Source organism: Teichococcus aerophilus (assembly GCF_014490485.1).
GTDB classification, from domain to species: Bacteria; Pseudomonadota; Alphaproteobacteria; order Acetobacterales; family Acetobacteraceae; genus Pseudoroseomonas; species Pseudoroseomonas aerophila.
Window position 1 is genome coordinate 1 of sequence record NZ_JACTVA010000006.1, and the last position, 26,773, is coordinate 26,773.

Here is a 26,773-nt window from a genome sequence, read left to right on the forward strand (position 1 = left end):
CGCGCAACGCGCTGGCGCTGGGCGTGCCGGGGCTGCGCGTGGTGCAGGCGCGCGCGCCGGATGGGCTGGCGGCGCTGCCGGCGCCGGATGCCGTGTTCATCGGCGGCGGCTGCGATGCCGCGGTGCTGGACGCCGCCTGGGACGCGCTGAAGCCCGGCGGCCGCCTGGTGGCCAATGCCGTGACGGTGGAGACCGAGGCGCTGCTGCTGGCCAGCCATGCCCGCCTCGGCGCCCGTCTGGCCCGGCTGGGGGTGGAACGGCTGGATGCGGTCGGCACCCGGCACGCTTTCCGGCCGTCGATGACGGTGACGCAACTGGTGGCGTGCAAGCCGTGAGCGGGGCGGGAAGAAGGCCGGGGGAAGGAATTCCCCCGGGCCCCCATCTTCCGTCTGCGAGTTTGGCGGTTGGGGGCCCTGCGCTGGCAGCGTGGTGGCCATTCGGCGTTTTACGCCAGCCTGGCCAGGTACGGTCGCATGTCGCCGGCTTTGCGCCAGCGTGGCGCACCGGAGACATGCCCGCAGCCAACAGGACTCTTGGACAATATCCAGATGCGGTCGCGTCTGGCCGACTTCACGCCAGCCAAGCCCATTGGAGCCGCACTCTCCGCCAGCGGACTTCTCGGACAGCTTCTCGCATCAGAACAGCCAGCGCGAAGCTCTCAGCCGCAAGGGAACTCTTATCGCCGGCCTGTGGCCCGGCGTCCGACAGGACGTCATCACCCTCCAAACTCGAAAAAAAGAAAGAAGGGGCCCGGGGAATTCCTTCCCCGGCCTTCCCCTTCCACACCCCTTGCCGCGCATGATCGTCGCCGGAATGGGCTGCCGCCCCGGGGTGGCGCCGGAGGCCGTGCTGGCCTTGCTGAAGCGGGCCGGGCAGGGGCTGCCGGCCTTCACGCACCTGGCCGCACCGGCCTTTCGGGTGGGGGAGACCTCGCTGGCCGAGGCGGCGGCACGGCTTGGCCTGGAGCTGCTGTGGCTGGAGGCCCCGGCGCTGGAGGCGGTACAGCCGCTCTGCCCCACGCGATCCGCGGCGGCGTTGCGGGCCACCGGATTAGCCTCGGTGGCGGAGGCCTGTGCGCTGGCGGGGGCTGGCATGGGCGCGTCCCTGCTGTTGCCGCGCATCGATGGGGCTGGCGTGACGTGCGCCGTCGCGGCAGGAAGCAGCGCATGACCGTGCACTTCATCGGCGCCGGGCCCGGTGCCGCCGACCTCATCACCCTGCGGGGGCGGGACCTGCTGGCGGCCTGCCCGGTCTGCCTGTTCGCGGGCTCCCTGGTGCCGCGCGCCCTGCTGGCGCATTGCCCGCCTGGCGCCCGCATCCTGGACACCGCGCCGCTGGACCTGGATGCGATCGAGGCCGAGTTCCTGCGCGCCCACCAGGCGGGGCAGGACGTGGCGCGGCTGCATTCCGGCGACCTCTCCGTCTGGTCCGCGATGGGGGAGCAACTGCGGCGGCTGAAGCGCCACGGCATTCCCTACACCGTCACGCCCGGCGTGCCGTCCTTCGCCGCCGCCGCCGCCGCGCTGGGGCAGGAACTGACGGTGCCGCGCGTGGCGCAGTCCCTGGTGCTGACGCGCATCTCCGGCCGCGCCAGCGCCATGCCGGCGGGGGAGGCGCTGGAGGGCTTCGCCGCCACCGGCGCGACGCTGGCCATCCACCTGGCCATCCATGCGCTGGCGGATGTCGTGGCGCGGCTGCTGCCGTTCTATGGCGCGGGCTGCCCCGTCGCCATCGTCGTGCGCGCCAGCTGGCCGGAGGAGCGCATCCTGCGCGGCACCCTGGCCGACATCGCCGTGAAACTGGCTGCCGAGCCAGCGGAGCGCACCGCGCTGATCCTGGTCGGCCCTGGCCTGGATGAGGCAGGCGCGACGGACAGCGCGCTCTACAGCGCCGATTACCGCCGCAGGTTCCGTGGTGCCGGGCCGGGCACTGGTGCGGTCGATGCCGATGTGGCCGGAGCTAATCCTGCCGTGGCCGATTCTGGCGCGGGCAAGTCCGGTACGGGCGCGCCGGACGAAGGCGCCCCTGGCAACGGCGACACCGGAAAGGACGGCCCCGGCGCAGACGGTTCTGGTACAGACGGCTCTGGCATGGCCGGTCGCGGCCCGGGCCGGGAAGGCCCGGCGAGGGCAGGGGGGCCGGCGTGACCGATCAGCCCACCATCCCGGTCGAAGATCGCGATATCCAGGGCGATGCCGCTGCCTTCTACCACGGCGGCGGCCACCTGGCGCGCGCGCTCGGCCACCACGTTTCCCAGCGCCAGCCCGGCGGCGGCGGCATGTGCGAAGGCTTCCGGCGTGGTGTTGGCGGCGGCGATGCGCGCGGCCACGCCGTCATCCCCGCCCAGCTCCCGCGCCAGGGCGGCCAGCGCCGCCATGTCCACCGTGCCGCGCCGGGAATGCAGGTCCAGCCGCCCCTGCGCCAGCTTGGTGAGCTTGGCGATGCCGCCCGCCACGGTGACGCGCGGCACCGGGTGGGCGCGCAGGTATTTCAGCATGCCGCCGACGAAATCGCCCATGTCGATCAGCGCCTGCTCCGGCAGACCGTGCAGCCGGGCGACAGCGCGTTCGGAGGCATCGCCGGTGGCCCCCGCCACATGCGCCAGGCCGGTGCCGCGCGCCACGTCCACGCCGCGATGGATGGAGTGAATCCAGGCCGAGCAGGAATAGGGCACCACGATGCCCGTGGTGCCCAGCACGGACAGCCCGCCCAGGATGCCCAGGCGCGGGTTCATGGTGCGCTTCGCCAGCGCCTCCCCATCATCGATGCCGATGGTCACCGCCACGTCCGGCACGTGGCCGGACAGCTCCGCCAGCGCGTCCTGGATCATCTGGCGCGGCGTGGGGTTGATGGCGGGCTCGCCGGGCGGCAGCGGCAGGCCGGGCAGGGTGATGGTGCCCACCCCCGGCCCCGCCGCGAAGGTGACGCCGCTGCCCGGGGCGCCGTGCCGCACCCAGGCGCGCACCAGGGCGCCATGCGTCACGTCCGGGTCGTCTCCCGCATCCTTGACGATGGCGGCCATGGCCTGCCCGGGCGCCAGGGCGCTTTCGGCCAGGGCGAAGGCCGGGCGCTGGCCGCGGGGCAGCAGAATCTCGACGGGGTCGGGGAATTCGCCGGTCAGCAGCGCGGCCCAGGCGGCCTTGGCGGCGGCGGTGGCACAGGCGCCCGTGGTCCAGCCCGTGCGAAGAGGCTGGCTGGGGGGCCTGTTCGGTTCTGTCTCGGCCTGCTCCACGCCGCCTGTCATACACCCCCGCCATGACCGCCGCCACCGACTCGCTGGCCACCGGCTCCCTGGCCAGCCAATCCCTCGCCTTGCTCGAGCGCCTGACCGGCGGCCCGGCGCCCCGCCTGCTGCCCGGCCATGTCTGGCTGGCCGGCGCCGGGCCCGGCCACCCCGGGCAACTGACGCTGGATGCGCTGGCCGCCCTGGCCCAGGCCGATGCCGTGGTGCATGACGATCTGGTCGATGCCCGCATCCTGGCCGCCGCCCCGGCTGGGGCGGAGCGCCTGTTCGCCGGCAAGCGCGGCGGCCGGCCTTCCTCCGCCCAGGCGGATATCACCGCCCTGCTGATCGCTCTAGCCCGCCAGGGCCGCCGCGTGGTGCGGCTGAAGGGCGGCGACCCCTATGTGTTCGGCCGTGGCGGCGAGGAAGCCCTGGCCCTGGCCGAGGCCGGCATCCCCTTCCGCGTCATCTCCGGCGTCACCGCCGGGCTGGCGGGGCTGGCGGCAGCCGGCATTCCCGCCACCATGCGCGGCATCAACCACGCCGTGGTGCTGGCCACCGGCCACGCCGCCTCGGACGAGGGCGGGCTGGACTGGGCGGCGCTGGCACGGCTGGGGCAACCCATCGTGCTGTACATGGCGCTGCGCCGCCTGGGGCCGATCGTCGCCGCGCTTCTGGCGGCAGGCATGGACCCCGCCACCCCCGCCGCCACGGTGGAATCCGGCACGCTGCCAGGGCAGCGCGTGGTGGAAGCCAGCTTGGCCACGCTGGAAAGCCGCGCGCGGTCGGAAGGCGTCTGCTCCCCCGCCATCGTGGTGATCGGGCAGGTGGTAGCCTTGCGGGAGATGCTGGCGCCATGAGGGCAGGGTTATTGCCAGCTGCATGTTCGGCGCCTGGGCAACGTGATGCGGGGGCCGCCCGGCATGATGGGCCGGACATGCGTGGGGGTGCCTTCGGACGTGATGAGCAGGAAGGTTGGGGGAGTGAACTCCCCCAAGCCCCCTCCTTTTTTCTGCGGTGTTTGGCGTGGCCGCAACGCTCAGGGCAGGTGCGAGCGCTGCCCACGCGCGCAGCCAAACGAGCAAAAATAAAAGAAGAGGGGTTCCAGGGGAGAATTCATTCTCCCCTGGCCTTCAGCCGCGCAAAAGCAGGCGCCACGTCGCGAACCATGCAGTCGCACAGTGGAATGTTCGCAGGAACCCCGCGCCCATGACCGCCCAGCGCGCGCTTATTATCGCCGCCCCGCGCTCCGGCTCCGGCAAGACCACGGTGACGCTCGCCCTGCTGGCGGCGTTGCGGCGGCGGGGCGTGGCGGTGCGGGCGGCGAAATCCGGCCCCGATTACATCGACCCCGCCTTCCATGCCGCCGCCACCGGGCATCCCAGCGTCAACCTGGATAGTTGGGCCATGCCGCCCGCCTTGCTGGAGACCTTGGTGGCGGGTGAGGGCCTGAAGGTGATCGAGGCCTCGATGGGCCTGTTCGACGGCGCGGGCGAAACCGCGGGTCGGCAAGGCAGCGCCGCGGACCTGGCGGCGCGCTTCAGGCTGCCGGTGGTGCTGGTGCTGGATGTCTCCGGCCATTCGCAATCGGCGGCGGCGGTGGCGCGGGGCTTCGCCACGCATCACCCCGGCGTGCGGGTGGCGGGGGTGGTGCTGAACCAGCTGGCCAGCGAGCGGCACCGGGCCGGCGCCGCCGGCGCCATGGCGGCGATGGGCATGGCCGTGCTGGGCGCCGTGCCGCGCGATGCCACCATCGCCTTGCCGGAGCGGCATCTGGGCCTGGTGCAGGCCCGCGAATTGCCGGACCTGCCCGTGCTGCTGGAAAGGCTGGCAAACTTGGCCGAGGCGCATCTGGACCTGGACGCCATCCAGGCCCTGGCAGCACCGCTGGCGGGTACCGGCGCAGCGGCGGCAGGCACGCCCTCGCCACTGCCGCCACCCGGGCAGCGCGTGGCGCTGGCATCGGACGCCGCCTTCGGCTTCGTCTATCCCCATGTGCTGGAAGGCTGGCGACGGGCCGGGGCCGAGCTTTTCCCTTTCTCCCCGCTTGAGGATGCGCCACCACCCCCCGGCTGCGACGCCTGCTGGCTGCCGGGCGGCTACCCGGAACTGCATGCCGGCCGGCTGGCGGCAGCCACCCATTTCCTCGCCGGGTTGCGCGACTTCCCGGGCCGCATCCATGGCGAGTGCGGTGGCTTCATGGTGCTGGGCAAAGGGCTGGTGGATGCCGGCGGTGCCCGCCATGCCATGGCCGGGCTGCTCGGCCATTCCACCAGCTTCGCGAAGCGGAAGATGAATCTGGGCTACCGCCAGGCGGTGCTGCGGGCGGATGGCGCGCTGGGCGCCGCCGGCACCGTGCTGCGCGGCCATGAATTCCACTATGCCAGCGTGACCGACCCCGGAACCGACGCGCCGCTGGCCGACTTGACCGACGCCAACGGCACCGCGCTGCCCCCCGGTGGCGGCCAGCGCGGGCGGGTGTCGGGCAGCTTCTTCCACGCCATCGCGCGGCAGGATGGTTGAAGCCTGGGATGGCTGGGACGACGTTCAGGCGAGGAAGGCCGGGGAAGGAATTCCCCGGACCCCTTCTTTTCTTTTTCGGGTTTCTGGCGAAGAGAATGTTGAGGGGGCTGGTCCGGATTGAAACCCGGCTGGTTCGCGCAGGAGATCGAGGACCTCCGGCGACCGAGGGTTCAGCCCGCGTGGCCTGTTATTGAAACCATTAAGTCACCCTCATCCTGGAAGCGCCCCGCCAAACTCGAAGAAAAAAGAAGGGGTCCGGGGAATTCTTTCCCCGGCCTTACTTCCCTCCCCGAACTTCCATCGGCCCCGCACGGGCCCATCACGCGAGCAGGACAAGGCAGGCCATGACCAATACCCCGATCGGCCTGGACGGCATCCGCGCCCTGTGCGCCGCGCTGCTGCCCGGCGATGACGCGGCGGAGGCTGCCATCGCCGCCCGCCAGGCGCAGCTGACCAAGCCGGCCGGCAGTCTCGGGCGGCTGGAGACACTGGTGGGCTGGCTCGGCCGCTGGCAGGGGCGGGAGATTCCGCGGCTGGATACGGTGGCGGTGCTGGTCTTCGCCGGGAACCACGGCGTGGTGGCGCGCGGGGTCTCGCCGTTTCCGCAGGCGGTGACGGCGCAGATGGTGGAGAACTTCGCCCGGGGCGGTGCGGCCATCAACCAGTTGGCCGCCGTGGCGGGCGCCACGCTGCGGGTGGTGCCGCTGGAGCTGGATCGCCCCACCGCGGATCTCTGCACCGGCCCCGCCATGACCGAGGCGGAGTTCATGGCCGCCTTCAACGCCGGGCACGATGCGGTGGCGCCGGAGCTGGACCTGCTGTGCCTGGGGGAGATGGGCATCGGCAACACCACGGCCGGCGCCGCCCTGGCCGCCGCGCTGTTCGGTGCCGATGGCGCCGCCAGCCTGGGCGCCTTCTGGGCCGGGCGTGGCACCGGCATCGACGATGCCGGCCTGCGCCGCAAGCGGGAGGCGATCGACGCCGCCATCGCCTTCCACGGCGCCGCGCTGGGCGACCCGCTGGAAGCCATCCGTCGCCTGGGGGGGCGGGAGATGGCGGCCATCCTCGGCGCAACCCTGGCCGCGCGGCGCCACCGCGTGCCGGTGCTGCTGGATGGCTTTGTCTGCACCGCCGCCGCCGCACCGCTGGCGCGGCTGGCCAAGGGGGGGCTGGACCATGCCCTCATCGCCCATGCCTCGGCCGAGCATGGCCATAAGGCGCTGGCGGGCCGCTTGGGCATGGTGCCGTTGCTGGATCTCGGCCTGCGGCTGGGCGAGGCCTCGGGCGCCGCGCTGGCCGTGCCGATCCTGCGCGCCGCACTGGCCTGCCACGCCGGCATGGCCACCTTTGCCGAGGCCGGCGTCGCGGGGCGGGATGCGTAGCCTGCTGGCGGATGTCGCCGCCGCCCTTGGCCTGCTGACGCGCCTGCCCACCGCCTGGCTGCCGCAGCACCAGGATGCCGCCGGCTTCGCCGGGGCCGTCTGGGCCTATCCGCTGGTCGGCTTCGGCATCGGCGCCTTTGGCGGCGCCATCCTGGCCGCCGGGCTATGGTTGGGCCTGCCGCCGCTGCTGGCGGCGCTGTGGTCCCTGGCCGGCACGCTGCTGCTGACCGGCGGCTTCCACGAGGACGGCCTGGCCGATACGGCGGATGGCTTCGGCGGCGGCCGCGACACCGCCCGCAAGCTGGAGATCATGCGCGACAGCCGCATCGGCAGCTACGGCGTGCTGGCCTTGGTGCTGGCCCTGGGCCTGCGTGCTACCGCCCTGGCCGCGCTGCCGGCCACCTGGGGCGCCAGCCTTGGGCTGGTGGCCGCCTGCGGCGCTGCGGCGGCGCTCGGGCGGGGCGTCATCCTTGGCCTGCTGCGCCTCCTGCCGCCGGCGCGGCGGGATGGCATGGCGTCCGGCCTCGGCCAGCCGCGTGGGGTGCCCTTGCTGGCAGGAATGGCGCTTTCCGTGCTGCCCGCGCTGCTGTTCCTGCCCCCGGCGATGGCACTGCCGGCGGTGCTGCTCGCCGCGCTGGTCCTGCTGGCATTGTCGCGCCTCGCGCGGCGGCAGATCGGTGGCCATACGGGGGATGTACTGGGGGCCGGCGCGGTAGCGGGGGAATGCGTGGCGCTGACGGTCATGGCGGCGTCCTGACCCACGGCTGCGCGCCCCTGTGTCGGGGGATTTCCCGTTGTGTTGCGGTCGGGCTTCGGGGCTTGGAGGTTGGTTCTGCGTGAGTTGAGAGGGGCGCTGCCCCTCACAAACTCTCCCCGCCAAAGGCCTGAGGCCTTTGGGAATCCATTTCGGGGATGCCCCAGCGGGAAAGCGGCCGCCTGTTTGTCTGATGGGGAGGCATCCCGCTGCCGCGGAAGGTCACCTTGTCAGTCGCATAGGGATGTCACGAATATGCTTCTTCCGATCGTCCGCGGATTGCAATGGACGAACGAGATCGGGAGGCGAAGCCAAGATGATGCTTCAAGGCAACCTGTCCTGAACCGTCGTCGCTGGAGCCATAGCTCCCAGGCGTAACCCCGGCCGGTTCGCAGCGCACCCTCTCCACCCATGCCGCCCAAAACGCGCAGAAAGAAAAGAAGGGGTCCGGGGAATTCTTTCCCCGGCCTTCACCACATCTCATCCCCTGGCAGCCCCCAGGCATCAGCATCCCGCCCGCAGCCGCCCTGGTGGCCCTGCCACACAACCGCCATCGCCGATGATTTACATTGCGTGCAACACGCCCTGGACAGCCGGGGTCCGGGAAGGCCTAGATGCCGACGGGCCCCTGGGGTCAGATCGGAAGGATAGCGACGTGACCGACGACATCGCCACACCGGATGCTTCCGTGCCGGACTTCCTCGCGACGCCCAGCGTGGCGGAGGTGGAGGCGTTGCGGCAGGCCATCCGTGCCAAGTTGGTCTATCAGGTCGCGGGGCGGGAGGAGCGTGCGAATGCGCGGGACTGGTTCCAGGCCGCCACCCTGGCCACGCGGGACCGGATCGTCGACCGCTGGCGCGCCGCGAATGACGAGACGGCGGCGCAGGGCCACCGGCGCGTCTGCTACCTCTCCATGGAATTCCTCATCGGCCGGCTGCTGTCCGATGCGCTGGGCAATCTGGGGCTGACGGAGACGATGCGGCAGGCCCTGGCGGGCCTCGGCGTCGACCTGGAGGACGTGTTCGCGCAGGAGCCGGATGCGGCGCTGGGCAATGGCGGCCTTGGCCGGCTGGCGGCCTGCTTCATGGAAAGCATGGCCAGCATCGGCATCCCCGCCATCGGCTACGGCATCCGGTACGAGAACGGGCTGTTCCGGCAGTTGATCCAGGATGGCCGCCAGCGGGAGGTGCCGGAGGACTGGCTCTCCCTCGGCAATCCGTGGGAGTTCCAGCGCTCCGGCATCTTCTACGACATCGGCTTCGGCGGGCATGTGACGCAGGGGCCGGATGGCGCCATGGAATGGCACCCGGGCGAGGTGGTGCGCGCCATTGCCTACGACACGCCGGTGGTGGGCTGGCGCGGCCAGTGGGTGAACACGCTGCGCCTGTGGTCCGCCCGCGCGACCGACCCGCTGCAGCTGGAGGCCTTCAACAAGGGCGACCATATCGGCGCCCAGGCCGACCGCGTGCGGGCGGAGGCGATTTCCCGCGTGCTCTACCCGGGTGACGACACGCCGGCGGGGCAGGAGCTGCGGCTGCGGCAGGAGTATTTCTTCGCCTCTGCCTCCCTGCAGGACATGATCCGCCGGCACCTGCGCATGGATGGGGACATCGCCACCCTGGCGGCGAAGAACGCCGTGCAGCTGAACGACACCCACCCCGCGATCGGCGTGGCGGAATTGATGCGCCTGCTGGTGGACCTGCACGGGATGGAGTGGGAGCGGGCGTGGGACATTGCCCGCGCCACCTTCAGCTACACCAACCATACCCTGATGCCGGAGGCGCTGGAGAGCTGGCCCGTCGCGCTGATGGAGCGGATGCTGCCGCGGAACATGCAGATCATCTACCTGATCAATGCCCGCCACCTGGAGCAGGCGCGTGCGGAGGGGTTGATCGATGGCCAGCTGTCCAGCGTCTCGCTGATCGATGAGCAGCATGGGCGGCGGGTGCGGATGGGGCACTTGGCCTTCGTCGGCTCCCACAAGGTTAACGGCGTCTCGGCGCTGCATACCGGGTTGATGAAGACCACCGTCTTCGCCGAGCTGGACCGCGCCTGCCCCGGCCGCATCGTCAACAAGACCAACGGCATCACCTTCCGCCGCTGGCTGATGCGGGCCAATCCCGGCCTGACGCGGCTGATCGTGGACACGATCGGCCCCCGCGTGCTGGACGATGCGGAGCGGCTGGAGGACCTGGCGCCGCATGCGCGCGATGCGTCCTTCCAGGCCGCCTTCGCGCAGCAGCGCCGCGTGGCGAAGGAAGCCCTGGCCAAGGTGGTGCAGGACCGCACCGGCATCGTGGTGGACCCGGCCGCGTTGTTCGACGTACAGATCAAGCGCATCCACGAATACAAGCGGCAGCTGCTGAACATCCTGCAGACCGTGGCGCTGTACAACGCCATGCGGGCGCAGCCGATGGGCAACTGGGCGCCCCGGGTGAAGATCTTCGCCGGCAAGGCCGCGCCCAGCTACCACCAGGCCAAGCTGATCATCCGGCTGGCCAACGACGTCTCCAAGGTCATCAACAGCGACCCGACGGTGCGCGGGCTGCTGAAAGTGGCCTTCCTGCCCAACTACAACGTCACCCTGGCTGAGAGCATCATCCCGGCCGCCGACCTGTCCGAGCAGATCTCGACCGCCGGGCTGGAGGCGTCCGGTACCGGCAACATGAAGTTCGCCCTGAACGGTGCGCTGACCATCGGCACGCTGGATGGCGCCAATGTCGAGATCAGCGAGCGGGTCGGCCTCGACAACATCTTCATCTTCGGGCTGAAGGCGGCGCAGGCCGTCGCCATGCGGCAGGATGGCTACGATGCCCGCGTCACCGTCGCGGGCTCGGACGACCTGCAGGAGGTGCTGCGGGCGATCTCGGACGGCGTGTTCTCGCCGGAGGAGCCGGACCGCTACCGTGGGCTGGTGGAGGGGCTGCTGGCGCATGACAGCTTCCTCGTCACCGCCGATTTCGACAGCTACGTCGCCGCCCAGCACCTGGTCGCCCGCAAGTGGGAGCGGCCGTCCGAGTGGTGGCGCAGCGCGGTGATGAACACGGCCCGGGTGGCGTGGTTCTCCTCCGACCGCACCATCCGGGAATACGCGGATGAGATCTGGGATCTGCCGGTGCGGTAGGCGAAGGCTGGGGGGAAGGAATTCCCCCAGGGCCCCCATCTTTTTCTGCGGGTTTGGCCTTGGGGCGGGCGTTTCGCGGCTGGCCATGGAGGGCCGCCAGCGCGGAGACGTGATGGCCTGCGGTGGCATCGCGGGCGTCCCGCGGTCGTCATTGGCCTTACGCCGCCGCATGAGCAGCCACGCCGGATGTCCCGCCACCAGAGACCGTTTCAAAGGCCTGCTGAGGTGGGTGCGGCGGCCCTGTATGAGCCAGCCTTGTCGGCGGCAAGCCGACTGTGTGCGGGCACGCGGAATTCGGCCCGCGCCCTCAGCCGGCAGATTTCTAAAACAGTCTCCTAATGCCGTAGGCAGGCTGGCGCCTGCCACCAGCGAGAAAACCGACAGAAAAAAGAAGGGGGTTCGGGGGAATTCATTCCCCCGACCTTTCTGGCCCCGACCTTTCTGGCCCCGACCTTTCTGGCCCCGACCTTTCTGGCCCCGACCTTTCTGGCCCCGACCTTTCTGGCCCCGACCTTTCTGGCCCCGACCTTTCTGGCCCCGACCTTTCTGGCCCCGACCTTTCTGGCCCCGACCTTTCTGGCCCCGACCTTTCTGGCCCCGAGCAACTGCCCACGCATCCGCGGGCCATCACGCCCCCGCATCCTCCGGCACCCAGACCGTGCCGTCCTCGTCCACCTCGGCGGGCACGGCTTCCAGGGTGTCGCCGGCGCAGGGGCCCTGGGTGCAGAAGCCGTCCTCGATGCGGAAGCTGGCGCCGTGCAGGGCGCAGATGATGGCGGTGCCGCGGTGGTTGAGGAAGCGGTCCGGCATGATGTCCAGCGCCACGCCGATATGCGGGCAGGCGTTCACATAGGCGAAGACCCGCCCGCCCTGCCGCACGGCGAACAGCCCGACGAAGCCGGCGGCGGGGGAAAACCCCTTCGCCTGCCCATCCGGGATATCCTCCAGCCGGCAGAGCGGGCGGCGGCTCAAGGCTTGCGCCAGCCGCCCATCTTGCACAGCAGCTTCCAGTGCTCGGGCGCGATCGGCATGACGGAGAGGCGCGACTGACGGATCAGCCCGATCTCCGCCAGCTCCGGCGTCGCCTTGATGGTGGCCAGCGTCACCGGCTGCGGCACGGGACTGACGGCGCGCATGTCCACGCACACCCAGCGGCCGCTCTCATCGGTCGGGTCGGGGTAGGCGGCGCGCGCCACCTCCACCACGCCGACGATCTCCTTGCCGATATTGGAGTGGTAGAAGAAGGCCAGGTCCCCCACCGCCATGGTGCGGAGGAACTTCGCCGCCTGGGCGTTGCGCACGCCGGTCCAGGGCTCGACCTTGTTCTCCACCTGTTGTTGCCAGGAGAAGGCGTCGGGCTCGGACTTCACCAGCCAGTGGGAGACGGCCATGGAGGTTCAGCCGACCCGCGCGCCGTCCTTGAACACCATGCGGAAGGGCTTGATGGTGACGCTGGCGAACAGCCCGGCCTTGGCATAGGGGTCGGCGGCGGCGAAGGCGGCGGCGGCGGCCTCGTCCGCGGCCTCGATCAGCAGTTGGCTGCCGCAGGGCTTGCCGTCGGCATCCAGCAGCGGGCCACCGATGATGATCGCCTCGACCTGGCTGTCCAGGTACTCGATATGGCTGGGCCGGGTGGCCAGGCGCAGTTCCAGGGCGTTGGGCTTGTCGAGCGAGGTGACGGAGAAGATCATGGGGCCGCGTTCCTTCCCTTGTGGGTGGTTCCGACCTACCTCTCATTCGGGCGCCCTTCAATGGTGTGGCGCGCCCGGTGCAACACGGGGTTACGAGGTGGCCGGTTCCCGCCCCACCCCGAACTGGACTAGTTTCCGCGCGTGAGCACGCCCCCAGCCTCCCCCGCCACCCGCCCCGTGGCGCCCCAGACGGTTCCGGCCGCGAATCGCCCGCCGGAGAATCGTCCCGTGGGGGGGCGCCCTTCCGGGGGCGGCCTGCACCGCTTCGCCAATCCCGGCCGGTTCCTGCGCCTCTCGGCCCGCGTCTCGCCCTGGCTATGGGCGGCGGCGGCGCTGCTGCTGGCGGTGGGCGTGCCCTGGGCACTGGTGTTCTCCCCACCTGACTGGCAGCAGGGGGAGACGGTGCGGATCATGTACGTCCATGTGCCGATGGCCTGGCTCTCCATGGCTGGGTACGTGGCGCTGGCCGCCGCTTCCGCCACCGCGCTGATCTGGCGCCACCCGCTGGCGGACCTTTTCGCGCGGGAGATTTCCCCGGTCGGCGCCGCGGTGACGGCGCTGTGCCTGGCCACCGGCAGCCTGTGGGGGCGGCCGATGTGGGGCACCTGGTGGGTGTGGGATGCGCGGCTGACCAGCGTGCTGGTGCTGTTCTTCCTGTGGGTCGGCCACGCCGCCCTGGTGCGCGCCTTCGATGATGAGGAACGCGGTGCGCGTGCCGGCGCCATCCTGGCCGTCATCGGCGCCATCAATGTGCCGGTGGTGAAGTTCTCGGTCGATTTCTTCAATACGCTGCATCAGCCGGCCTCGGTGGCGCGGCTGGGCGGGCCGAGCCTGCATGTGGATATCCTCTACCCGCTGCTGGTCTGCGCGGTGGGATTCAGCCTGCTCTTCGCGGCGCTGGTGCTGACGCGCACCCGCGCGGCGGTGATGGAGAAGCGCATCCGCCAGCTGCAGCTTGCCCAGGCACGGCGGCAGGACGCGGTGGCGGCATGACCCTGCACTGGTGGTATGTGACGGCCGCCTGGGGCCTGGCCGGGCTGGGCTTCGGCGCGATGCTGCTGCTGTCCCTGCAGCGTCTTGCAGCGGCCAAACGCCGGCTGGCGCTGCTGGACCCGCGTGCCGGAGGCCGGGATGCCACGGCCAGGGGGCTCCCCGCAGGGGACGGATTGCCGAGAGCCAAGGAACTGCAAGGATGAGCCTCTCCCGCAAGAAGCGCCGCATGTGGGCGCTGGCGCTGGGGCTGATCGGCCTCGGCAGTGCCACGGCGCTGGTGATGACAGCGTTCCAGGACAACCTGGTGTTCTTCCTGGCGCCCAGCGAGATCGCCGCCCAGCACCCGGGGCCGGAGCGCGCCTTCCGCCTGGGCGGGCTGGTCGAGGCCGGCAGCGTGGAGAAGAGCGTCAATGCCGATGGCCGCCCGGAAGCCCGCTTCCGCGTGACCGACGGCCCGGCCACGGTGCCGGTGACCTATGTGGGCGTGTTGCCGGACCTGTTCCGCGAGGGGCAGGGGGTGGTGACGCTCGGCAAGCTGGGTACCGACGGCATGTTCCGCGCCAGCGAGGTGCTGGCCCGGCATGACGAGACCTACATGCCGCCGGAAGTGGCCGCCGCGCTGAAGCGCACCGGCCATTGGGAGCCGGAGCGCGGCGCGCCGCCGCCGGCGGGCTCCTGGAACACGATGAGCACCGGGGGAAACCCGGCGGCCAGTACAGGGCAAGGCGGATGATCGCGGAACTCGGGCATTTCGCGCTGGCGCTAGCCATGGCGCTGGCGCTGGCGCAATCCGTGTTGCCGCTGTGGGGCGCCGCGCGCGGTGACGCGCGGCTGATGGCGTCCGGCGCACCGCTGGCGCTCGGCATGCTGCTGGCCTGCCTGGCGGCCTTCGGGGCGCTGCTCTACGTTTTCGCGGTGAACGACACCTCGGTGGCCGGGGTGGTGCAGAACAGCCATTCGGCCAAGCCGATGCTCTACAAGCTGGCGGGCTCCTGGGGGAACCACGAGGGCTCGATGGTCCTGTGGGTGCTGATCCTGGCGCTGTGCGGCGGGGCGGTGGCGGCGTTCGGCCGCCGGCTGCCCAGCGCATTGCAGGCGCGGGTGCTGGGCGTGCTGGGGCTGGTGGCGGTGGGGTTCCTGGCCTTCATCCTGGCCACGTCCAACCCCTTCAACCGCGTCTGGCCGCCGCCGGCCGACGGCAACGGGCTGAACCCGGTGTTGCAGGACCCCGGCCTCGCCTTCCATCCTCCGCTGCTCTACCTCGGCTATGTCGGCTTTGCCGTCACCTTCGCCTTCGCCGTGGCGGCGCTGCTGGAAGGCCGCGTAGATGCCGCCTGGGGCCGCTGGGTGCGCCCGTGGGCGCTGGCGGCCTGGGCCTTCCTGACCCTCGGCATCGCCCTCGGTTCCTGGTGGGCCTATTACGAGCTGGGCTGGGGTGGCTACTGGTTCTGGGACCCGGTGGAGAACGCGTCTCTGCTCCCCTGGCTGGCTGGCACGGCGCTGCTGCACTCCGCCATCGTGGTGGAGAAGCGGGAGGCGCTGAAGGTCTGGACGGTGCTGCTGGCGCTGCTGGCTTTTGCTCTTTCTCTGCTCGGCACCTTCCTCGTGCGCTCGGGCGTGCTGAATTCGGTGCACGCCTTTGCCAATGACCCGGAGCGGGGCGTCTTCATCCTGGTGCTGCTGGCCATCTATATCGGCGGCGCCTTCGCGCTGTTCGCGTGGCGGGCGCCGTCCATGGCGCCGACCGGCGTGTTCGCCCCGCTCTCCCGTGAGGGCGGGCTGGTGCTGAACAACCTGCTGCTGTGCTCGATGGCGGCGGTGGTGCTGACCGGCACGCTGTGGCCGATGTTCGCCGACCTGCTGTTCCAGCAGAAGATCTCCGTCGGCCCGCCCTTCTTCAACACCGCCATCCTGCCGCTGGCCGTGCCGCTGGTGCTGGCCATGGCCGCCGGCCCCCTGCTGCCGTGGAAACGCGCGAAGCTGTGGCCGGTGCTGCAGCGGCTGTGGTGGGCGGCACTGCTCGCCGGTGCCGCGCTGGCGCTGTGCTTCTTCCTGGCCGGGGCGCGTATCGGCCCGGCACTGGGCTTCGGCGCCGCCGCCTGGCTGATCGCCGGTGCCGCCGCCGATATCATCGACCGGATCGCGCTGTTCCGCCGGCCCTCCGCCGCGCTCTCCCGCGCCCGCGGGTTGCCGCGTGCGGCCTGGGGCGCGGCCATGGCGCATGCCGGGCTGGGCGTCTCCATCGCCGGCATGGCCGGCATGGGCCTGGCGACCGACAAGCTGGTGGCGTTGGCCCCAGGCGGCTCCACCACCCTGGCCGGCTATGAATGGCGGCTGGACCAGGTGGGCGACGTGGTTGGCCCCAACTGGACCGCGCGCCGCGCCACCGTGACGGTGCGGCGCGATGGCGCCACCGTCACCATCATGCACCCGGAGCGCCGCTTCTTCGCCCTAGCGCGCATGACCACCACCGAGGCCGCCATCCACACCACCTGGCTCTCCGACCTGTACCTGGTGCTGGGGGAGGAGGAGGGCGGCCGCGCCGTGCTGCGCATCCACCACAACCCGATGGCGCCCTGGATCTGGCTGGGCGCCGCCTTCATGGCGCTGGGCGGCGGCATCTCCTTGAGCGACCGGCGCGTGCGGGTTTCCGCCCCCGGCGCCAAGCGGGCCACCGGCGCGGCGGGAGCCCCGGCATGAGCGATATCCCCGACACCACGCCCAAGGCCGGGACGCCTGAGCCCGGGCCGGCTTCCGCGCCCGGACTTGGCCGCCGCCGTGCGCTGATGCTGGCGCCGCTGGGCCTGGCCGTGGCGGGTGGCGCCGGCTTCTACGCCATGCTGCGCGGCATGGGCACCGGCACCTACGACCCGCGCGGCGTGCCCTCCGCCCTGGTCGGCCGCGCCGCGCCGCCCTTCGCGCTGCCGCCGCTGGAAGCCGCCGGCCTGCCCGCCTTCGCCAACACTGACCTGGCGGCCCTGCCCGGCCCGGTGCTGGTGAATTTCTGGGCCAGCTGGTGCGTGCCCTGCATCATCGAGCACCCCCAACTGATGCAGCTCTCCCGCGAAGGCGTGAAGGTGCTGGGCATCAACTACAAGGACAAGCCGGCCGACGCCGCCACCTTCCTGACCCGCCATGGTAACCCGTTCGCCCGGCTGGGCCGGGATGAGCCGGGCCGCGTGGCGATCGACTGGGGCGTCTACGGCGTGCCGGAAACCTACCTGCTGGATCGCGGCGGCATCATCCGCTGGCGCTGGGCCGGGCCGGTGACGCCGGAGGTGCTGGAACAGGACATCCGCCCGCTGCTGAAGCGCCACGCCTGATGCGCCGCCTTGCTTTGACGCTGTGCCTGCTGGCAGGCCCCATCCTGGGTGGCGGGGCCCTGGCCGTGGGCCTGCCGTCCGAAATGTTGCGGGACCCGGTGCAGGAGCAGCGCGCGCGCGACATCGGCCACGAGCTGCGCTGCATGGTCTGCCAGAACCAGTCGATCGAGGAGAGCGAGGCCGACCTGGCGCGGGACCTGCGCCGCATCGTGCGGGAACGCGTGGCCGCCGGTGAGAGCAACGCCCAGGTCGTCGCTTACGTGCATGACCGCTACGGCGACTTCGTGCTGCTGCGGCCGCCCTTCACCCTGGCCACGGCCGCGCTGTGGGGGGCGCCCTTCATCGCGCTCGGCGGCGGGCTGGCCGCCATCTTCCTGCTGCTGCGCCGCCGCCGTGCCCTGCCGGCCGCCGCCCCCGCCCCGCTGACCCCGGCGGAACAGGCGCGCCTCGCCGCGCTGGAGGATGATTCCGCCCGATGATCTGGCTGTTGTTCCTGGCGCTGGCGGCGCTGGCCCTGGCGCCGCTCGGGCTGACTCTGCTGCGCCCGCCGCGCGCCAAAGGCCGCCACGATGCCGACCTCGCCCTGTACCGCGCCCAGTTGGCGGAGCTGGAGCGTGAGCGCGAGGCCGGCCGGCTGGACGAGCCCGCCTTCGCCGCAGCCCGCACCGAGGTACAGCGCCGCCTGCTGGCCGCGCCCACCCAGGAAGCCAGCCCGCGCGCCGGGCGGGGTGCGGCGACACTGGCGGCCGGGCTTTTCCTGATCCCGGCCCTCGGCCTCGGCCTTTATATATGGCACGGCGCGCCGGACGTGCCGGCCGCCCCCTATGTGGAGCGCGCCGCCGCCGCCGCGCGGGACGACGCGCTACTGGATCAGCTGCGGGCCCGCCTGGCCATGACTCCGCCGCAGAGTGAGGGCGCCCGGCAGGGCTGGCTGCTGCTGGGCAATGCCGAGCGCGCCCGTGGCCGGCTGGACGCCGCCGTCGAGGCGTTCGCCCGCGTCCTGGTCATCCGCCCGGACCCCGGCATCGCCGCCGAGCTGGTGGAACTGCACATCCAGCGCGGCGATACCAACGCCGCTTCCGGCCTTCTGGTGGAAGCCCTGCGGCAGGCGCCCGCAGACCCGCGCCTGCGCTACCTTTCCGGCCTGCTGGAAGCCCGCGCCGGGCGGCCGCAGAATGCCCGCTCCGTCTGGCAGGCCCTGCTGGCGGATTCGCCGGCGGATGCACCGTGGCGCGCGCTGCTGGAGCGGGAACTGCAAGGGCTGCCGTGAGCGGGACGGGTGGGGTGAAGCCGGGAAGGGACTCCCCCGGACCCCATCCTCTTTTGCGAGTTTTGCCGGGTGGCTGTTGTCAGGTGGGGTTTGGCCTCGGGCCGGGGCGGTGGCTGCGGGCTTAGCCGGCGAAGCCGGTTTTGGATGTCATAAACCTCATCTCACGGATGCGTCTCGGTCACTCTGGTGCAAGGGCTGATCGACGTTCGGTTCAGTGTGGAAGGGGAAGGTCAGGGGAAGGAATTCCCCTGAGACCCCATCTTTTTTCTGTCAGTTGGCGTGGGACTCAGCCTCAGGTGCGGCCGTGACAAAGAACACGGACCATCCGAACTGAACCAATAGCCTCCGGCGGGTCCGGGCCCCGGAAAAGCTGACGCCGCCACATCCACGCCAGAAAGACTCGCAGAAAAAAGATGGGGTCCGGGGAATTCCTTCCCCGGCCTGCCTGTCCAGCCGAATGTCGATCTGTCCTACGGCGTGGCCACTAGTTTGGCACTAGCGCCCCCATGCGGTGACATGAGAAAGCTGGCGATACGCGTGGCGGAAGAAGAGCATCGCGACCAAGCGGCGCTTCTAAAGAGTGTCCTGGGTCTCGAAATGAGCCGAAGCCAATAATCCGACCGCGAACGCCTCGTCCATCAAGCCGCACAGACATTCATAAGTGCCGCCCAAGCCAAACCCCGCACCTCGAAAACTGACGGCGGGGTCCGGGGTGGACTTTCCAACCCCGGCGGGGGCCTGGGGGCGGCGCCCCCAGCCTTCAGGCCAGAAACGCCCGCGCCTCCGTCACCCGGCCGGATAGGGCCTGTGCCCGAAGATCGCGGTGCCGACCCGCACATGGGTGGCGCCCTCGGCGATCGCGGTCTCGAAATCCCCGCTCATGCCCATGGACAGGGTGTCCAGCCCGAGTCGGGCGGCCATGGCGGCCATGGCGCGGAAGTGGGGGGCGGGGTCGCCCTCGGCCGGTGGGATGCACATCAGGCCTTGCACATCCAGGCCATGGGTCTCGCGGCAGAGGCCGAGGAAGTCGTCCACCGCGTCGGGGTCGATGCCGGCTTTCTGCGGTTCGCGGCCGATATTCACCTGGATGAGCAGCCGGGGGCGGCGGCCTTCCTTCTGGCTGGCCTCGGCCAGGGCGGCGGCCAACTTGGGGCGGTCCAGGCTTTCGATGATATCGGCCACCCGCACGGCCTGCCGCGCCTTGTTGGTCTGTAACGCGCCGATCAGGTGCAGGCGCAGATCGGGGTGGGACGGGCGCAGGAGGGGGAACTTCTCTTCCGCCTCCTGCACCCGGTTTTCACCGAAGACATGGTGACCGGCGGCCAAGGCTTCGGCGACCGACTCGACCGGATGGGTCTTGGAGACGGCGACGAGGGTGACGCTGGCCGGGTCTCGCCCGGCGACGGCACAGGCGCTGGCGATCCGGTCCTGGATGCGGCGCAGGGATTCGAGGATGGAGGTCATGGCCTGCGGACGGTAGGCGCGGCGCTGCTCCGGCTCAAGCTGGGTGGGTGTGACATCGTGGCCAGGGGGGCGCTGTGTCTCTGGCGCCACAGTGTCTCGTTGAAGTCGCGTTAGAGGCTTACGAACCATTGCTCAAAATCTCATCACTGAACCATAGTCCGCCCCGGGCCCTGCTCGATGCCTTCGGGTAACGGGATCAAGTCTGCCGAGGGGGGCAGACGGGGCCGCGGGAACAGCCGGTACGCGCCGGCGCGTGAGGAGGTTATTGGGATGCGCAAGATTCTGCTGGCGACCACTGCGGTCGCCGCTGCTGCCCTGTTCGGTCCGGGTGTGGCTTCCGCTCAGGAAGCTCCGACGGTTCGCGTTGGCGGTTATTTCCGTTTCAACTATGCGTTCGTCGACCAGTCCGGCGCCAACGGCGTTGGCGCCGCTGCCGGCACCAGCACGGGCAAGTCTGACTTCGCGTCCGACGCCGAAGTGCACGTGATCGTGACCGGCAAGGCCGCGAACGGCCTGACCTACGGCGCGACCATCGAAATCCAGGAAGACCAGAACCGCCAGGCGACGGCGACGACGGCCACCAAGACCAGCCTGGACATCGATGAGCAGTATGTCTGGGTTGCCTACCCGACCCTCGGCCAGCTGCGCATGGGTGACGAAGACGGCGTGGTGCTCGGCGCCATGGTGACCGGCTTCAACACCTCCTTCGGCACCGGCGGCTTCGACGGCGACGTGTACGACTACATCATCGGCGCCAACCAGCGTCCGGGTTATGTGGCCGGTGGCGCGCTGGCCGACAGCTCCAAGGTCATCTACACCTCCCCGCAGTTCTTCGGCTTCGACTTCGGCGCCAGCTTCGCCTTCAACAACGGCGAAGGTGAAGACTCCGGCTGCGAAAGCGTCAGCGCTGCCTGCGACCGCACCGGCTCCACCCCCGGTGGCGTCCTGCGCATGCGCAATGAGCGTCAGGTCGCCCTGCGTTACCGCGGTTCCTTCGGCGGCGTCGGCGTCCAGGCGATGGTTGGCTATGTCGGTTCCGACGTCGTCACCAACAGCACCGGCCAGTCCGGCAAGCAGGTCAGCGCTGGCCAGGCCGGCGTGAACCTGAGCGCCTACGGCTTCCTGCTGGGTGCCAACTACACCCGCGGTTCGTCCAACGGCGGCTACGCGCCGATCGCCCGCAGCGGCGGCGCCATCGTCGACGATCGTGACATGGAGCAGTACACCCTCGGTCTGTCCTACACCTGGCAGGCCCTGACCGTCGGTGCCAACGGCTTCATCATCAACAGCGCTGGTAACCAGACTGTCGGTGCCGGCCGTCGTGACCGCGTCTGGTCGGTTGGTGCGAACTACACCCTGGCCCCGGGCCTGCAGGTTGTGGCCGAGTACATCAACATCGACCGCAAGGAAGCCGGCTTCGACTTCATCAACGGTGCCGCCGGCCGCGCGAACAACAACGTCGGCTCCGACGTGTTCCTGACGGGCGTGCGCATCGCTTTCTGATCCCTTCCGGGTCTGAAAACGACAAGGGCGGCAGGGGAACCTGCCGCCCTTTCTTTTTTTGCGCTTGATTGGATCAGTGGCCCGCCTATCGTGCGCCCGCCATGCGCAAAATCCTCGCCTTCGGGCTGCTCCTCCCTCTGCTCGCCGCCTGCGGCAACAGCCGTCCGGTCGGTAACGATGAATACGGCGATGATAGCCGCCGCTCCCGCGTCTCGGGGCGGTTGGGTAACAGCGACGGCATCCTGATATTCGGTACCGACCGCACCACCCCGCAAGGCGGTGGGAATCAGGAAGGCGGGCTGGGCGTCAACGCCTATCTCTGGCGCGCCACGCTGGACACGCTGTCCTTCCTGCCGCTGTCGTCGGCCGATCCGTTCGGCGGCGTCATCATCACCGACTGGTACGCGCCTCCCTCCGCACCGGATGAGCGCTTCCGCGCCACGGCCTACATCCTGGGCCGCCAGCTGCGTTCGGACGGCGTGCGCGTCACGGTGTTCCGCCAGGTCCGCCAGGGCGGCGCCTGGGTCGATGCCGCGGCGGCGCCGGGCACGGCGACGGAGCTGGAGAACCAGGTCCTCTCCCGCGCGCGGGAGCTGCGCAGCCAGTCCGCCGGCCGCTGAGGCGACAGCCGGGGCCTTCATGGCCCCGGCCACCCGCTTCCGGGGGCACAGGCAGGCCAGGAACCCCGGCCGCAGGCCCCTTCCGCCCCATCAAGCGGGGCAGGGGCGCGACGTCTGGCCCTTCCCTTAGCCGCGCTGAAATCCTATGCCATATCTGGCATCCGCCCAGCACGGACGCCACTTATCGACGTCCCCCGAACAGATCGATCGCCCGCTTTCATGAACGACGCCGTGACCGCCAACCGCTCCGAGAACACCCGCCCCGAGCCTGCGCGCCCAGAGCCTGCGCGCTACGACTTCGCGCAGGCCGAGCCGCGTTGGCAGTCCGCCTGGAACACCCAGGGCTGCTTCCGCGCGCCGGACGTGCCGGATGGCAGCAAGCCAAAATACTATGTTCTTGAAATGTTCCCGTACCCGTCTGGCAAGATCCATATGGGGCATGTGCGGAACTACACGTTGGGCGACGTGGTGGCCCGGTACAAGCGGGCACGCGGCCACCAGGTGATGCACCCGATGGGGTGGGACGCCTTCGGCCTGCCGGCGGAAAACGCGGCGCGCGAGCGCGGCGTGCACCCGGCGAAGTGGACCTACCAGAACATCGCCACCATGCGGGCCGAGCTTCAGCGCATGGGCCTCTCCCTGGAATGGGAGCGGGAATTCGCGACCTGCGACCCCTCCTATTACGGCCAGCAGCAGAAGCTGTTCCTGGAGTTCATGAAGGCCGGGCTGGCCGAACGTAAGGAAAGCTGGGTCAACTGGGACCCGGTGGACAATACCGTGCTGGCCAATGAGCAGGTGATCGATGGCCGCGGCTGGCGCTCCGGTGCGCTGGTGGAGAAGAAGAAGCTCTCCCAGTGGTTCCTGAGCATCACCAAGTTCGCGCCGGAGCTGCTGGCCGGGCTGGACACGCTGGACCGCTGGCCGGAACGCGTGCGCCTGATGCAGGCCAACTGGATCGGCCGCAGCGAGGGCGCGCGCGTGCGCTTCGACCTGGAAACCCCGGTCGATGGCCTGACGCAGGTGGAGGTGTTCACCACCCGGCCGGACACGCTGTTCGGCATGTCCTTCCTGGCCGTGGCCGCCGAGCATCCGCTGGCCGCCGCCGCGGCTGCGCGCAACCCCAGGATCGCCGAGTTCATCACCGAGGTCCGCAGCCTCGGCACGTCCGAGGCCGCGATCGAGCAGGCCGAGAAGCGCGGCATCGACACCGGCATCCGGGTGAAGCACCCGTTCAACGGCCAGACCTACCCGGTCTGGATCGCCAATTTCGTACTGATGGAATACGGCACCGGCGCCATCTTCGGCTGCCCGAGCGGTGACCAGCGCGACCTGGATTTCGCCCGCAAATACGACCTGCCGGTGCCGCCCGTGGTGCTGCCGCCCGGCGCCGACCCGGCCAGCTTCGCCATCGGCGACACCGCCTTCACCGATGACGGTACGCTGTTCAACTCCGATTTCCTGGACGGCAAGGGCACGGCCGACGGCAAGCGCGCCGCCATCGATGCGCTGGAGGCCCAGGGGGCCGGCCAGGGCGTGGTGAACTGGCGCCTGCGCGACTGGGGCGTCTCCCGCCAGCGCTACTGGGGCTGCCCGATCCCGGTCATCCACTGCGACGATTGCGGCGCCGTGCCGGTGCCGCAGGACCAGTTGCCGGTGGTGCTGCCGGAGGACGTGGACTTCTCCAAGCCCGGCAACCCGCTGGACAACCACCCGACCTGGAAGCACGTGGCCTGCCCCGGCTGCGGCAAGCCGGCCCGCCGCGAGACCGATACCTTCGACACCTTCGTCGATTCGTCCTGGTACTTCGCCCGCTTCACCTCGCCCAAGGCCGAGACGCCGGTGGTGCCCGCCGCCGCCAATGCCTGGCTGCCGGTGGACCAGTATATCGGCGGTATCGAGCACGCGATCCTGCACCTGCTGTATTCCCGCTTCTTCACCCGCGGCCTCGCTTCCATGGGCCACCTGAAGACGCCGGAACCCTTCGCCGGGCTGTTCACCCAGGGCATGGTCCAGCACGCCTCCTACAAGTCCCAGGACGGCCGCTGGCTGGCACCGGACGAGGTGGAGCCGACCGCCGATGGCGGCGCCGTGGAGACGGCTACGGGCCTCTCCGTGACCATCTCCCGCAACGACAAGATGTCCAAGTCGAAGCGCAACACGATCGACCCCGGCAGCATCATCGACCGCTACGGCGCGGATACCGCCCGCTGGTTCATCCTCTCCGACAACCCGCCCGACCGGGACATGGAGTGGACCGAGGCCGGCGCATCCGGTGCCGCCCGCTTCTCCCAGCGCCTGTACCGCACCACGGCGGGTGCCGTCGGCAGCCTGCCGGTGCCTGGCACCATGCCGGCGGAGGGTGTGGGGCGGGACCTGCGCCGCGTCACCCACCGCACCATCGCGGCGGTGACCGAGGCTCTGGAGACGTTCGCCTTCAACGTCGCCGTCGCGCGCATCCATGAGTTCGCCAATGCCATCGAGGCCGCCGGCGCCGAGGACGGCGCGGCGCGGCGGGAGGCGCTGGAGACCATGGCGCGGCTGGTCGGCCCCATGATGCCGCATCTGGCGGAGGAAATGTGGTCCCTGCTGCGGCCGGACGAGAAGACCCTGGTGGCACAGTTGGCCTGGCCGGAATCCGACGCCTCCCTCGCCGCCGCCGACAGCGTGACGCTGGCGGTGCAGGTGCTGGGCAAGCTGCGGTCCACCCTGGCCGTGCCCATCGGCACCGATGAAGCCACCGTATTCGCCCTGGCGGAAGCGGATGAGAATGTGCAGCGCGCCATCGCCGGGCGCCCGATCAGGAAGCGCATCCATGTCCCGGGACGTATCGTCAACTTTGTCGTCTGATCGCGCCATGACCCGCCGCCGTGGCCTGCTCGGGCTTGGCACGCTGGGGCTGCTCGGCCTGTCCGGCTGCGGGTTCCGCCCGCTCTACGGGCAGCGCGGTGCCCTCGGCGCCAATAGCTCGGTCGCGGCCGAACTGGGCGCCATCGACGTCGCCATCATCCCCGAGCGCAGCGGCCAGCTACTGCGCCGGGCGCTGCGGGAACGGCTGTGGGCCGGCGGGCAGTCCTCGCCCCGCTACACCCTGACGCTTGGCCTGCAGTTGGCGGCCGAGCCGGAGGGCTACCGCACCGACGGCCTGCCGACGCGCATCCGCTACAACGCCACGGCCAACTGGTACCTCGCCACCAAGGAGGCGCCCCCCCGCATGGTGCTGACGGGGTCCGAGCGGGCGATGGACGCCTCCAACATCCCGGACAACCAGTTCTTCGCCGGCGACGCCTCGCGCGAGGCGATGATCTCCCGCCTCATCGACCAGCTGGCCGAGGACATCGTCACCCGGCTGGCGGTGCGCCTGCAGGAACAGCCTACGGGCTGAACCAGTGGCCAAGCTGGATGCCCGCCGGGTCGCTGCCTTCCTGAAGGACCCCGGCCCGACCCGTGCCGTCCTGCTGCATGGCGAGGATGCCGGGCTGATCCGCGAGCGCGCGGACGCCCTGCAACAGGCTGTGGTCGGCGGCGACGACCCCTTCCGCTACGCCGATCTGCCACGGGACGCCGCCTCCAAGCCCGGCGCCCTCTCCGGCGAGATGTCCGCCCTGGCACTGACGGGCGGCCGCCGCATGGTTCGCGTCCGCGATGCCACGGACGGCCTGACCGCCGGGGTCAAGGACGCCCTGAATGCCCCAGGAGACACGCTGCTGGTGCTGGAGGCCGGTGAACTACCATCTCGCGCCAAGCTGCGCGCGTTGCTGGAGAGCCACCCACAGGCCGCCGTGATCGCCTGCTACCGCGAGCGTGGCGCGGAGCTGGCGGGGACCATTGCCAGCCTGCTGCGGGAGCAAGGCGTCAGCGCCGAGCCGTCCGCGCTGGAATGGCTGGCCGGCCGCCTGGGCGAAGACCGCATGCTGCTGCGGCGCGAGGTCGAGAAGCTCGCCCTTTATGTCGGCGAAGGCGGCACGCTGGGCGAGGAAGACGTGCTGGCCTGCATCGGCGACGGCTCCACCCTCGACCTGGACGAGGCCTTGATCGCCGCCACGGCCGGCGAGATCTCGGTGGCCGACCGCGCTTTGGACGTGGCACTGGGCGAGGGGGCCCACCCCGTCATGGTCGTGCGTGCCGCGCTCCGGCACATCCAGCGCCTCCACCTCGCCTCCCTCGCCATGGCCGCCGGTGCTCCCCCAGGCGCGGCTCTGGAAGGCCTGCGGCCGCCCGTATTCTTCCGCCACAAGCCGGGTTTCGAACGCGCCCTGCGCTGCTGGAACCCCAGTTCCCTGGCCGCCGCCGGCGATGCGTTGCTGGAAGCTGAAAAGCGCACCAAATCCAGCTCCGCCGCCCGGCCGATCCCGGACCAGGCCATCGCCCGTGCCGCTGTCCTGACCCTGGCTCGCCAGGCCTTCGCGGCCCGCCGGCGGGGGTGATGGAGACGTGCCCCGTGGGTTTCTCCTGGGGGCATGAAACATCGGCTGGGAAGGGGCCTGTCCTGCCACGACGTGGTTCGGGATGGTGGGGGCTCGCAGGAGCTGAAGGGCAGGAAGGCTGGGGAATGAATTCCCCAGGCCCCTTCTTTTTTTCTTCGAGTTTGGCGCTGCGCCTAGGGCTGCAAGCGGGCGCTTCTTGATGATATTTAAATGGCCATCAGGGCTGAACTGTCAGTTGCCGGAGGTATTGGGCGGATCGGCATTCGGACTGGGACGGGAAGGCCGGGGGAAGGAATTCCCCGTACGCCATCTTTCCGGCGAGTCTGTTCAGGCGTGTGGCGGCGGGCCCAGACCGGGGTGTCGCCGGACGCTGCTGGTTCAGTCCAGATGGTCCGTGATCTTTGTCACGGCCGCACCTGCTGCTAAGCCCCACGCCAGCTGACAAAAAAAGATGGGGTTTCAGGGGAATTCCTTCCCCT

At 70.5% G+C, this 26,773-nt stretch carries 22 protein-coding genes and 3 pseudogenes; 20 read left to right on the top strand and 5 right to left on the bottom strand.

Annotated features, from left to right (window positions below):
* From IBL26_RS05135 to cobM, 3 genes and pseudogenes are all read left to right on the top strand, one after another.
* Positions 1-335, top strand: a pseudogene (locus tag IBL26_RS05135) (bifunctional cobalt-precorrin-7 (C(5))-methyltransferase/cobalt-precorrin-6B (C(15))-methyltransferase); the annotation flags it as partial.
* Positions 336-813: 478 nt separating this feature from the next.
* Positions 814-1,170, top strand: a complete 357-nt coding sequence (locus IBL26_RS05140) for a cobalamin biosynthesis protein (protein WP_241749038.1) — start codon at positions 814-816, stop codon at positions 1,168-1,170.
* Positions 1,167-1,916: pseudogene (cobM, locus tag IBL26_RS05145) on the top strand (precorrin-4 C(11)-methyltransferase); the annotation flags it as partial. The gene IBL26_RS05140 and the pseudogene cobM, both read left to right, overlap by 4 nt.
* A 218-nt stretch (positions 1,917-2,134) precedes the next feature.
* On the opposite strand, the pseudogene IBL26_RS05150 reads toward cobM, so the two are convergent.
* A pseudogene (locus IBL26_RS05150) lies at positions 2,135-3,244 on the bottom strand (cobalt-precorrin-5B (C(1))-methyltransferase); the annotation flags it as partial.
* 11 nt (positions 3,245-3,255) lie between these two features.
* Between IBL26_RS05150 and cobA the strand changes: the two are divergent.
* From cobA to IBL26_RS05175, 5 genes are all read left to right on the top strand, one after another.
* Positions 3,256-4,083, top strand: a complete 828-nt coding sequence (gene cobA, locus IBL26_RS05155) for a uroporphyrinogen-III C-methyltransferase (RefSeq protein WP_187783396.1) — start codon at positions 3,256-3,258, stop codon at positions 4,081-4,083.
* A gap of 349 nt (positions 4,084-4,432) precedes the next feature.
* A complete protein-coding gene (locus IBL26_RS05160; RefSeq protein WP_187783397.1) occupies positions 4,433-5,746 on the top strand; it encodes a cobyrinate a,c-diamide synthase in 1,314 nt (437 codons plus the stop codon).
* 344 nt (positions 5,747-6,090) lie between these two features.
* Positions 6,091-7,128 carry a nicotinate-nucleotide--dimethylbenzimidazole phosphoribosyltransferase gene (gene cobT / locus IBL26_RS05165; RefSeq protein WP_187783398.1) on the top strand — a complete coding sequence of 346 codons (1,038 nt, stop codon included), beginning with the start codon at positions 6,091-6,093 and terminating at the stop codon, positions 7,126-7,128.
* Positions 7,121-7,885, top strand: coding sequence for an adenosylcobinamide-GDP ribazoletransferase (cobS, locus tag IBL26_RS05170; RefSeq protein ID WP_187783399.1), 765 nt, complete (start codon positions 7,121-7,123; stop codon positions 7,883-7,885). The genes cobT and cobS overlap by 8 nt, the downstream gene beginning before the upstream one ends.
* 652 nt (positions 7,886-8,537) lie before the next feature.
* A complete protein-coding gene (locus IBL26_RS05175) occupies positions 8,538-11,006 on the top strand; it encodes a glycogen/starch/alpha-glucan phosphorylase (RefSeq protein ID WP_408901894.1) in 2,469 nt (822 codons plus the stop codon).
* 627 nt (positions 11,007-11,633) lie between these two features.
* Here IBL26_RS05175 and IBL26_RS05180 read toward each other — a convergent pair.
* From IBL26_RS05180 to IBL26_RS05190, 3 genes are read right to left on the bottom strand one after another with little or no spacing between them, the layout of a single operon-like run.
* The gene (locus tag IBL26_RS05180) at positions 11,634-11,978 is read right to left on the bottom strand and encodes a Rieske (2Fe-2S) protein (protein ID WP_187783401.1); all 345 of its coding nucleotides are present in this window, start codon (positions 11,976-11,978) and stop codon (positions 11,634-11,636) included.
* The gene (locus tag IBL26_RS05185) at positions 11,975-12,397 is read right to left on the bottom strand and encodes an EVE domain-containing protein (protein ID WP_187783402.1); all 423 of its coding nucleotides are present in this window, start codon (positions 12,395-12,397) and stop codon (positions 11,975-11,977) included. The genes IBL26_RS05180 and IBL26_RS05185 overlap by 4 nt, the downstream gene beginning before the upstream one ends.
* Before the next feature lie 6 nt (positions 12,398-12,403).
* The gene (locus IBL26_RS05190; RefSeq protein WP_187783403.1) at positions 12,404-12,697 is read right to left on the bottom strand and encodes a YciI family protein; all 294 of its coding nucleotides are present in this window, start codon (positions 12,695-12,697) and stop codon (positions 12,404-12,406) included.
* Positions 12,698-12,925: 228 nt separating this feature from the next.
* Here IBL26_RS05190 and IBL26_RS05195 point away from each other — a divergent pair, with 228 nt between their 5' ends.
* From IBL26_RS05195 to ccmI, 7 genes are read left to right on the top strand one after another with little or no spacing between them, the layout of a single operon-like run.
* On the top strand, positions 12,926-13,690 hold the full coding sequence (locus IBL26_RS05195; protein ID WP_367615372.1) for a heme ABC transporter permease: 765 nt from the start codon (positions 12,926-12,928) through the stop codon (positions 13,688-13,690).
* On the top strand, positions 13,687-13,893 hold the full coding sequence (locus IBL26_RS05200; protein ID WP_187783405.1) for a hypothetical protein: 207 nt from the start codon (positions 13,687-13,689) through the stop codon (positions 13,891-13,893). Before IBL26_RS05195 ends, IBL26_RS05200 begins: the two co-directional genes overlap by 4 nt.
* A complete protein-coding gene (ccmE, locus tag IBL26_RS05205; protein ID WP_187783406.1) occupies positions 13,890-14,423 on the top strand; it encodes a cytochrome c maturation protein CcmE in 534 nt (177 codons plus the stop codon). Before IBL26_RS05200 ends, ccmE begins: the two co-directional genes overlap by 4 nt.
* Positions 14,420-16,390: a heme lyase CcmF/NrfE family subunit gene (locus IBL26_RS05210; protein WP_187783407.1), complete on the top strand. Its 1,971-nt coding sequence runs from the start codon at positions 14,420-14,422 to the stop codon at positions 16,388-16,390. Before ccmE ends, IBL26_RS05210 begins: the two co-directional genes overlap by 4 nt.
* Positions 16,387-17,013: a DsbE family thiol:disulfide interchange protein gene (locus IBL26_RS05215; protein WP_241749039.1), complete on the top strand. Its 627-nt coding sequence runs from the start codon at positions 16,387-16,389 to the stop codon at positions 17,011-17,013. Before IBL26_RS05210 ends, IBL26_RS05215 begins: the two co-directional genes overlap by 4 nt.
* Positions 17,013-17,492 (top strand): cytochrome c-type biogenesis protein, encoded by a 480-nt coding sequence (locus IBL26_RS05220; protein WP_187783408.1) that lies wholly within the window; start codon positions 17,013-17,015, stop codon positions 17,490-17,492. Before IBL26_RS05215 ends, IBL26_RS05220 begins: the two co-directional genes overlap by 1 nt.
* Positions 17,489-18,283: a c-type cytochrome biogenesis protein CcmI gene (gene ccmI / locus IBL26_RS05225; RefSeq protein WP_187783409.1), complete on the top strand. Its 795-nt coding sequence runs from the start codon at positions 17,489-17,491 to the stop codon at positions 18,281-18,283. The genes IBL26_RS05220 and ccmI overlap by 4 nt, the downstream gene beginning before the upstream one ends.
* 786 nt (positions 18,284-19,069) lie before the next feature.
* On the opposite strand, the gene IBL26_RS05230 is transcribed toward ccmI, so the two are convergent.
* Complete coding sequence (locus IBL26_RS05230) at positions 19,070-19,747, bottom strand: YggS family pyridoxal phosphate-dependent enzyme (RefSeq protein WP_187783512.1); 678 nt, start codon at positions 19,745-19,747, stop codon at positions 19,070-19,072.
* A 270-nt stretch (positions 19,748-20,017) separates the two neighbouring features.
* On the opposite strand from IBL26_RS05230, the gene IBL26_RS05235 reads away from it, so the two are divergent.
* The 5 genes from IBL26_RS05235 (at position 20,018) to holA (ending at position 26,294) form a co-directional block, all read left to right on the top strand.
* Positions 20,018-21,250 (top strand): porin, encoded by a 1,233-nt coding sequence (locus IBL26_RS05235; protein ID WP_187783410.1) that lies wholly within the window; start codon positions 20,018-20,020, stop codon positions 21,248-21,250.
* A 101-nt stretch (positions 21,251-21,351) separates the two neighbouring features.
* On the top strand, positions 21,352-21,870 hold the full coding sequence (locus IBL26_RS05240) for a DUF3576 domain-containing protein (RefSeq protein ID WP_187783411.1): 519 nt from the start codon (positions 21,352-21,354) through the stop codon (positions 21,868-21,870).
* A 219-nt stretch (positions 21,871-22,089) separates the two neighbouring features.
* Positions 22,090-24,717 (top strand): leucine--tRNA ligase, encoded by a 2,628-nt coding sequence (gene leuS, locus IBL26_RS05245; RefSeq protein WP_194443510.1) that lies wholly within the window; start codon positions 22,090-22,092, stop codon positions 24,715-24,717.
* A 7-nt stretch (positions 24,718-24,724) separates the two neighbouring features.
* The gene (gene lptE / locus IBL26_RS05250; RefSeq protein WP_187783413.1) at positions 24,725-25,252 is read left to right on the top strand and encodes an LPS assembly lipoprotein LptE; all 528 of its coding nucleotides are present in this window, start codon (positions 24,725-24,727) and stop codon (positions 25,250-25,252) included.
* A 4-nt stretch (positions 25,253-25,256) separates the two neighbouring features.
* The gene (gene holA / locus IBL26_RS05255; protein WP_187783414.1) at positions 25,257-26,294 is read left to right on the top strand and encodes a DNA polymerase III subunit delta; all 1,038 of its coding nucleotides are present in this window, start codon (positions 25,257-25,259) and stop codon (positions 26,292-26,294) included.
* The last annotated feature ends 479 nt before the right edge of the window (positions 26,295-26,773 follow it).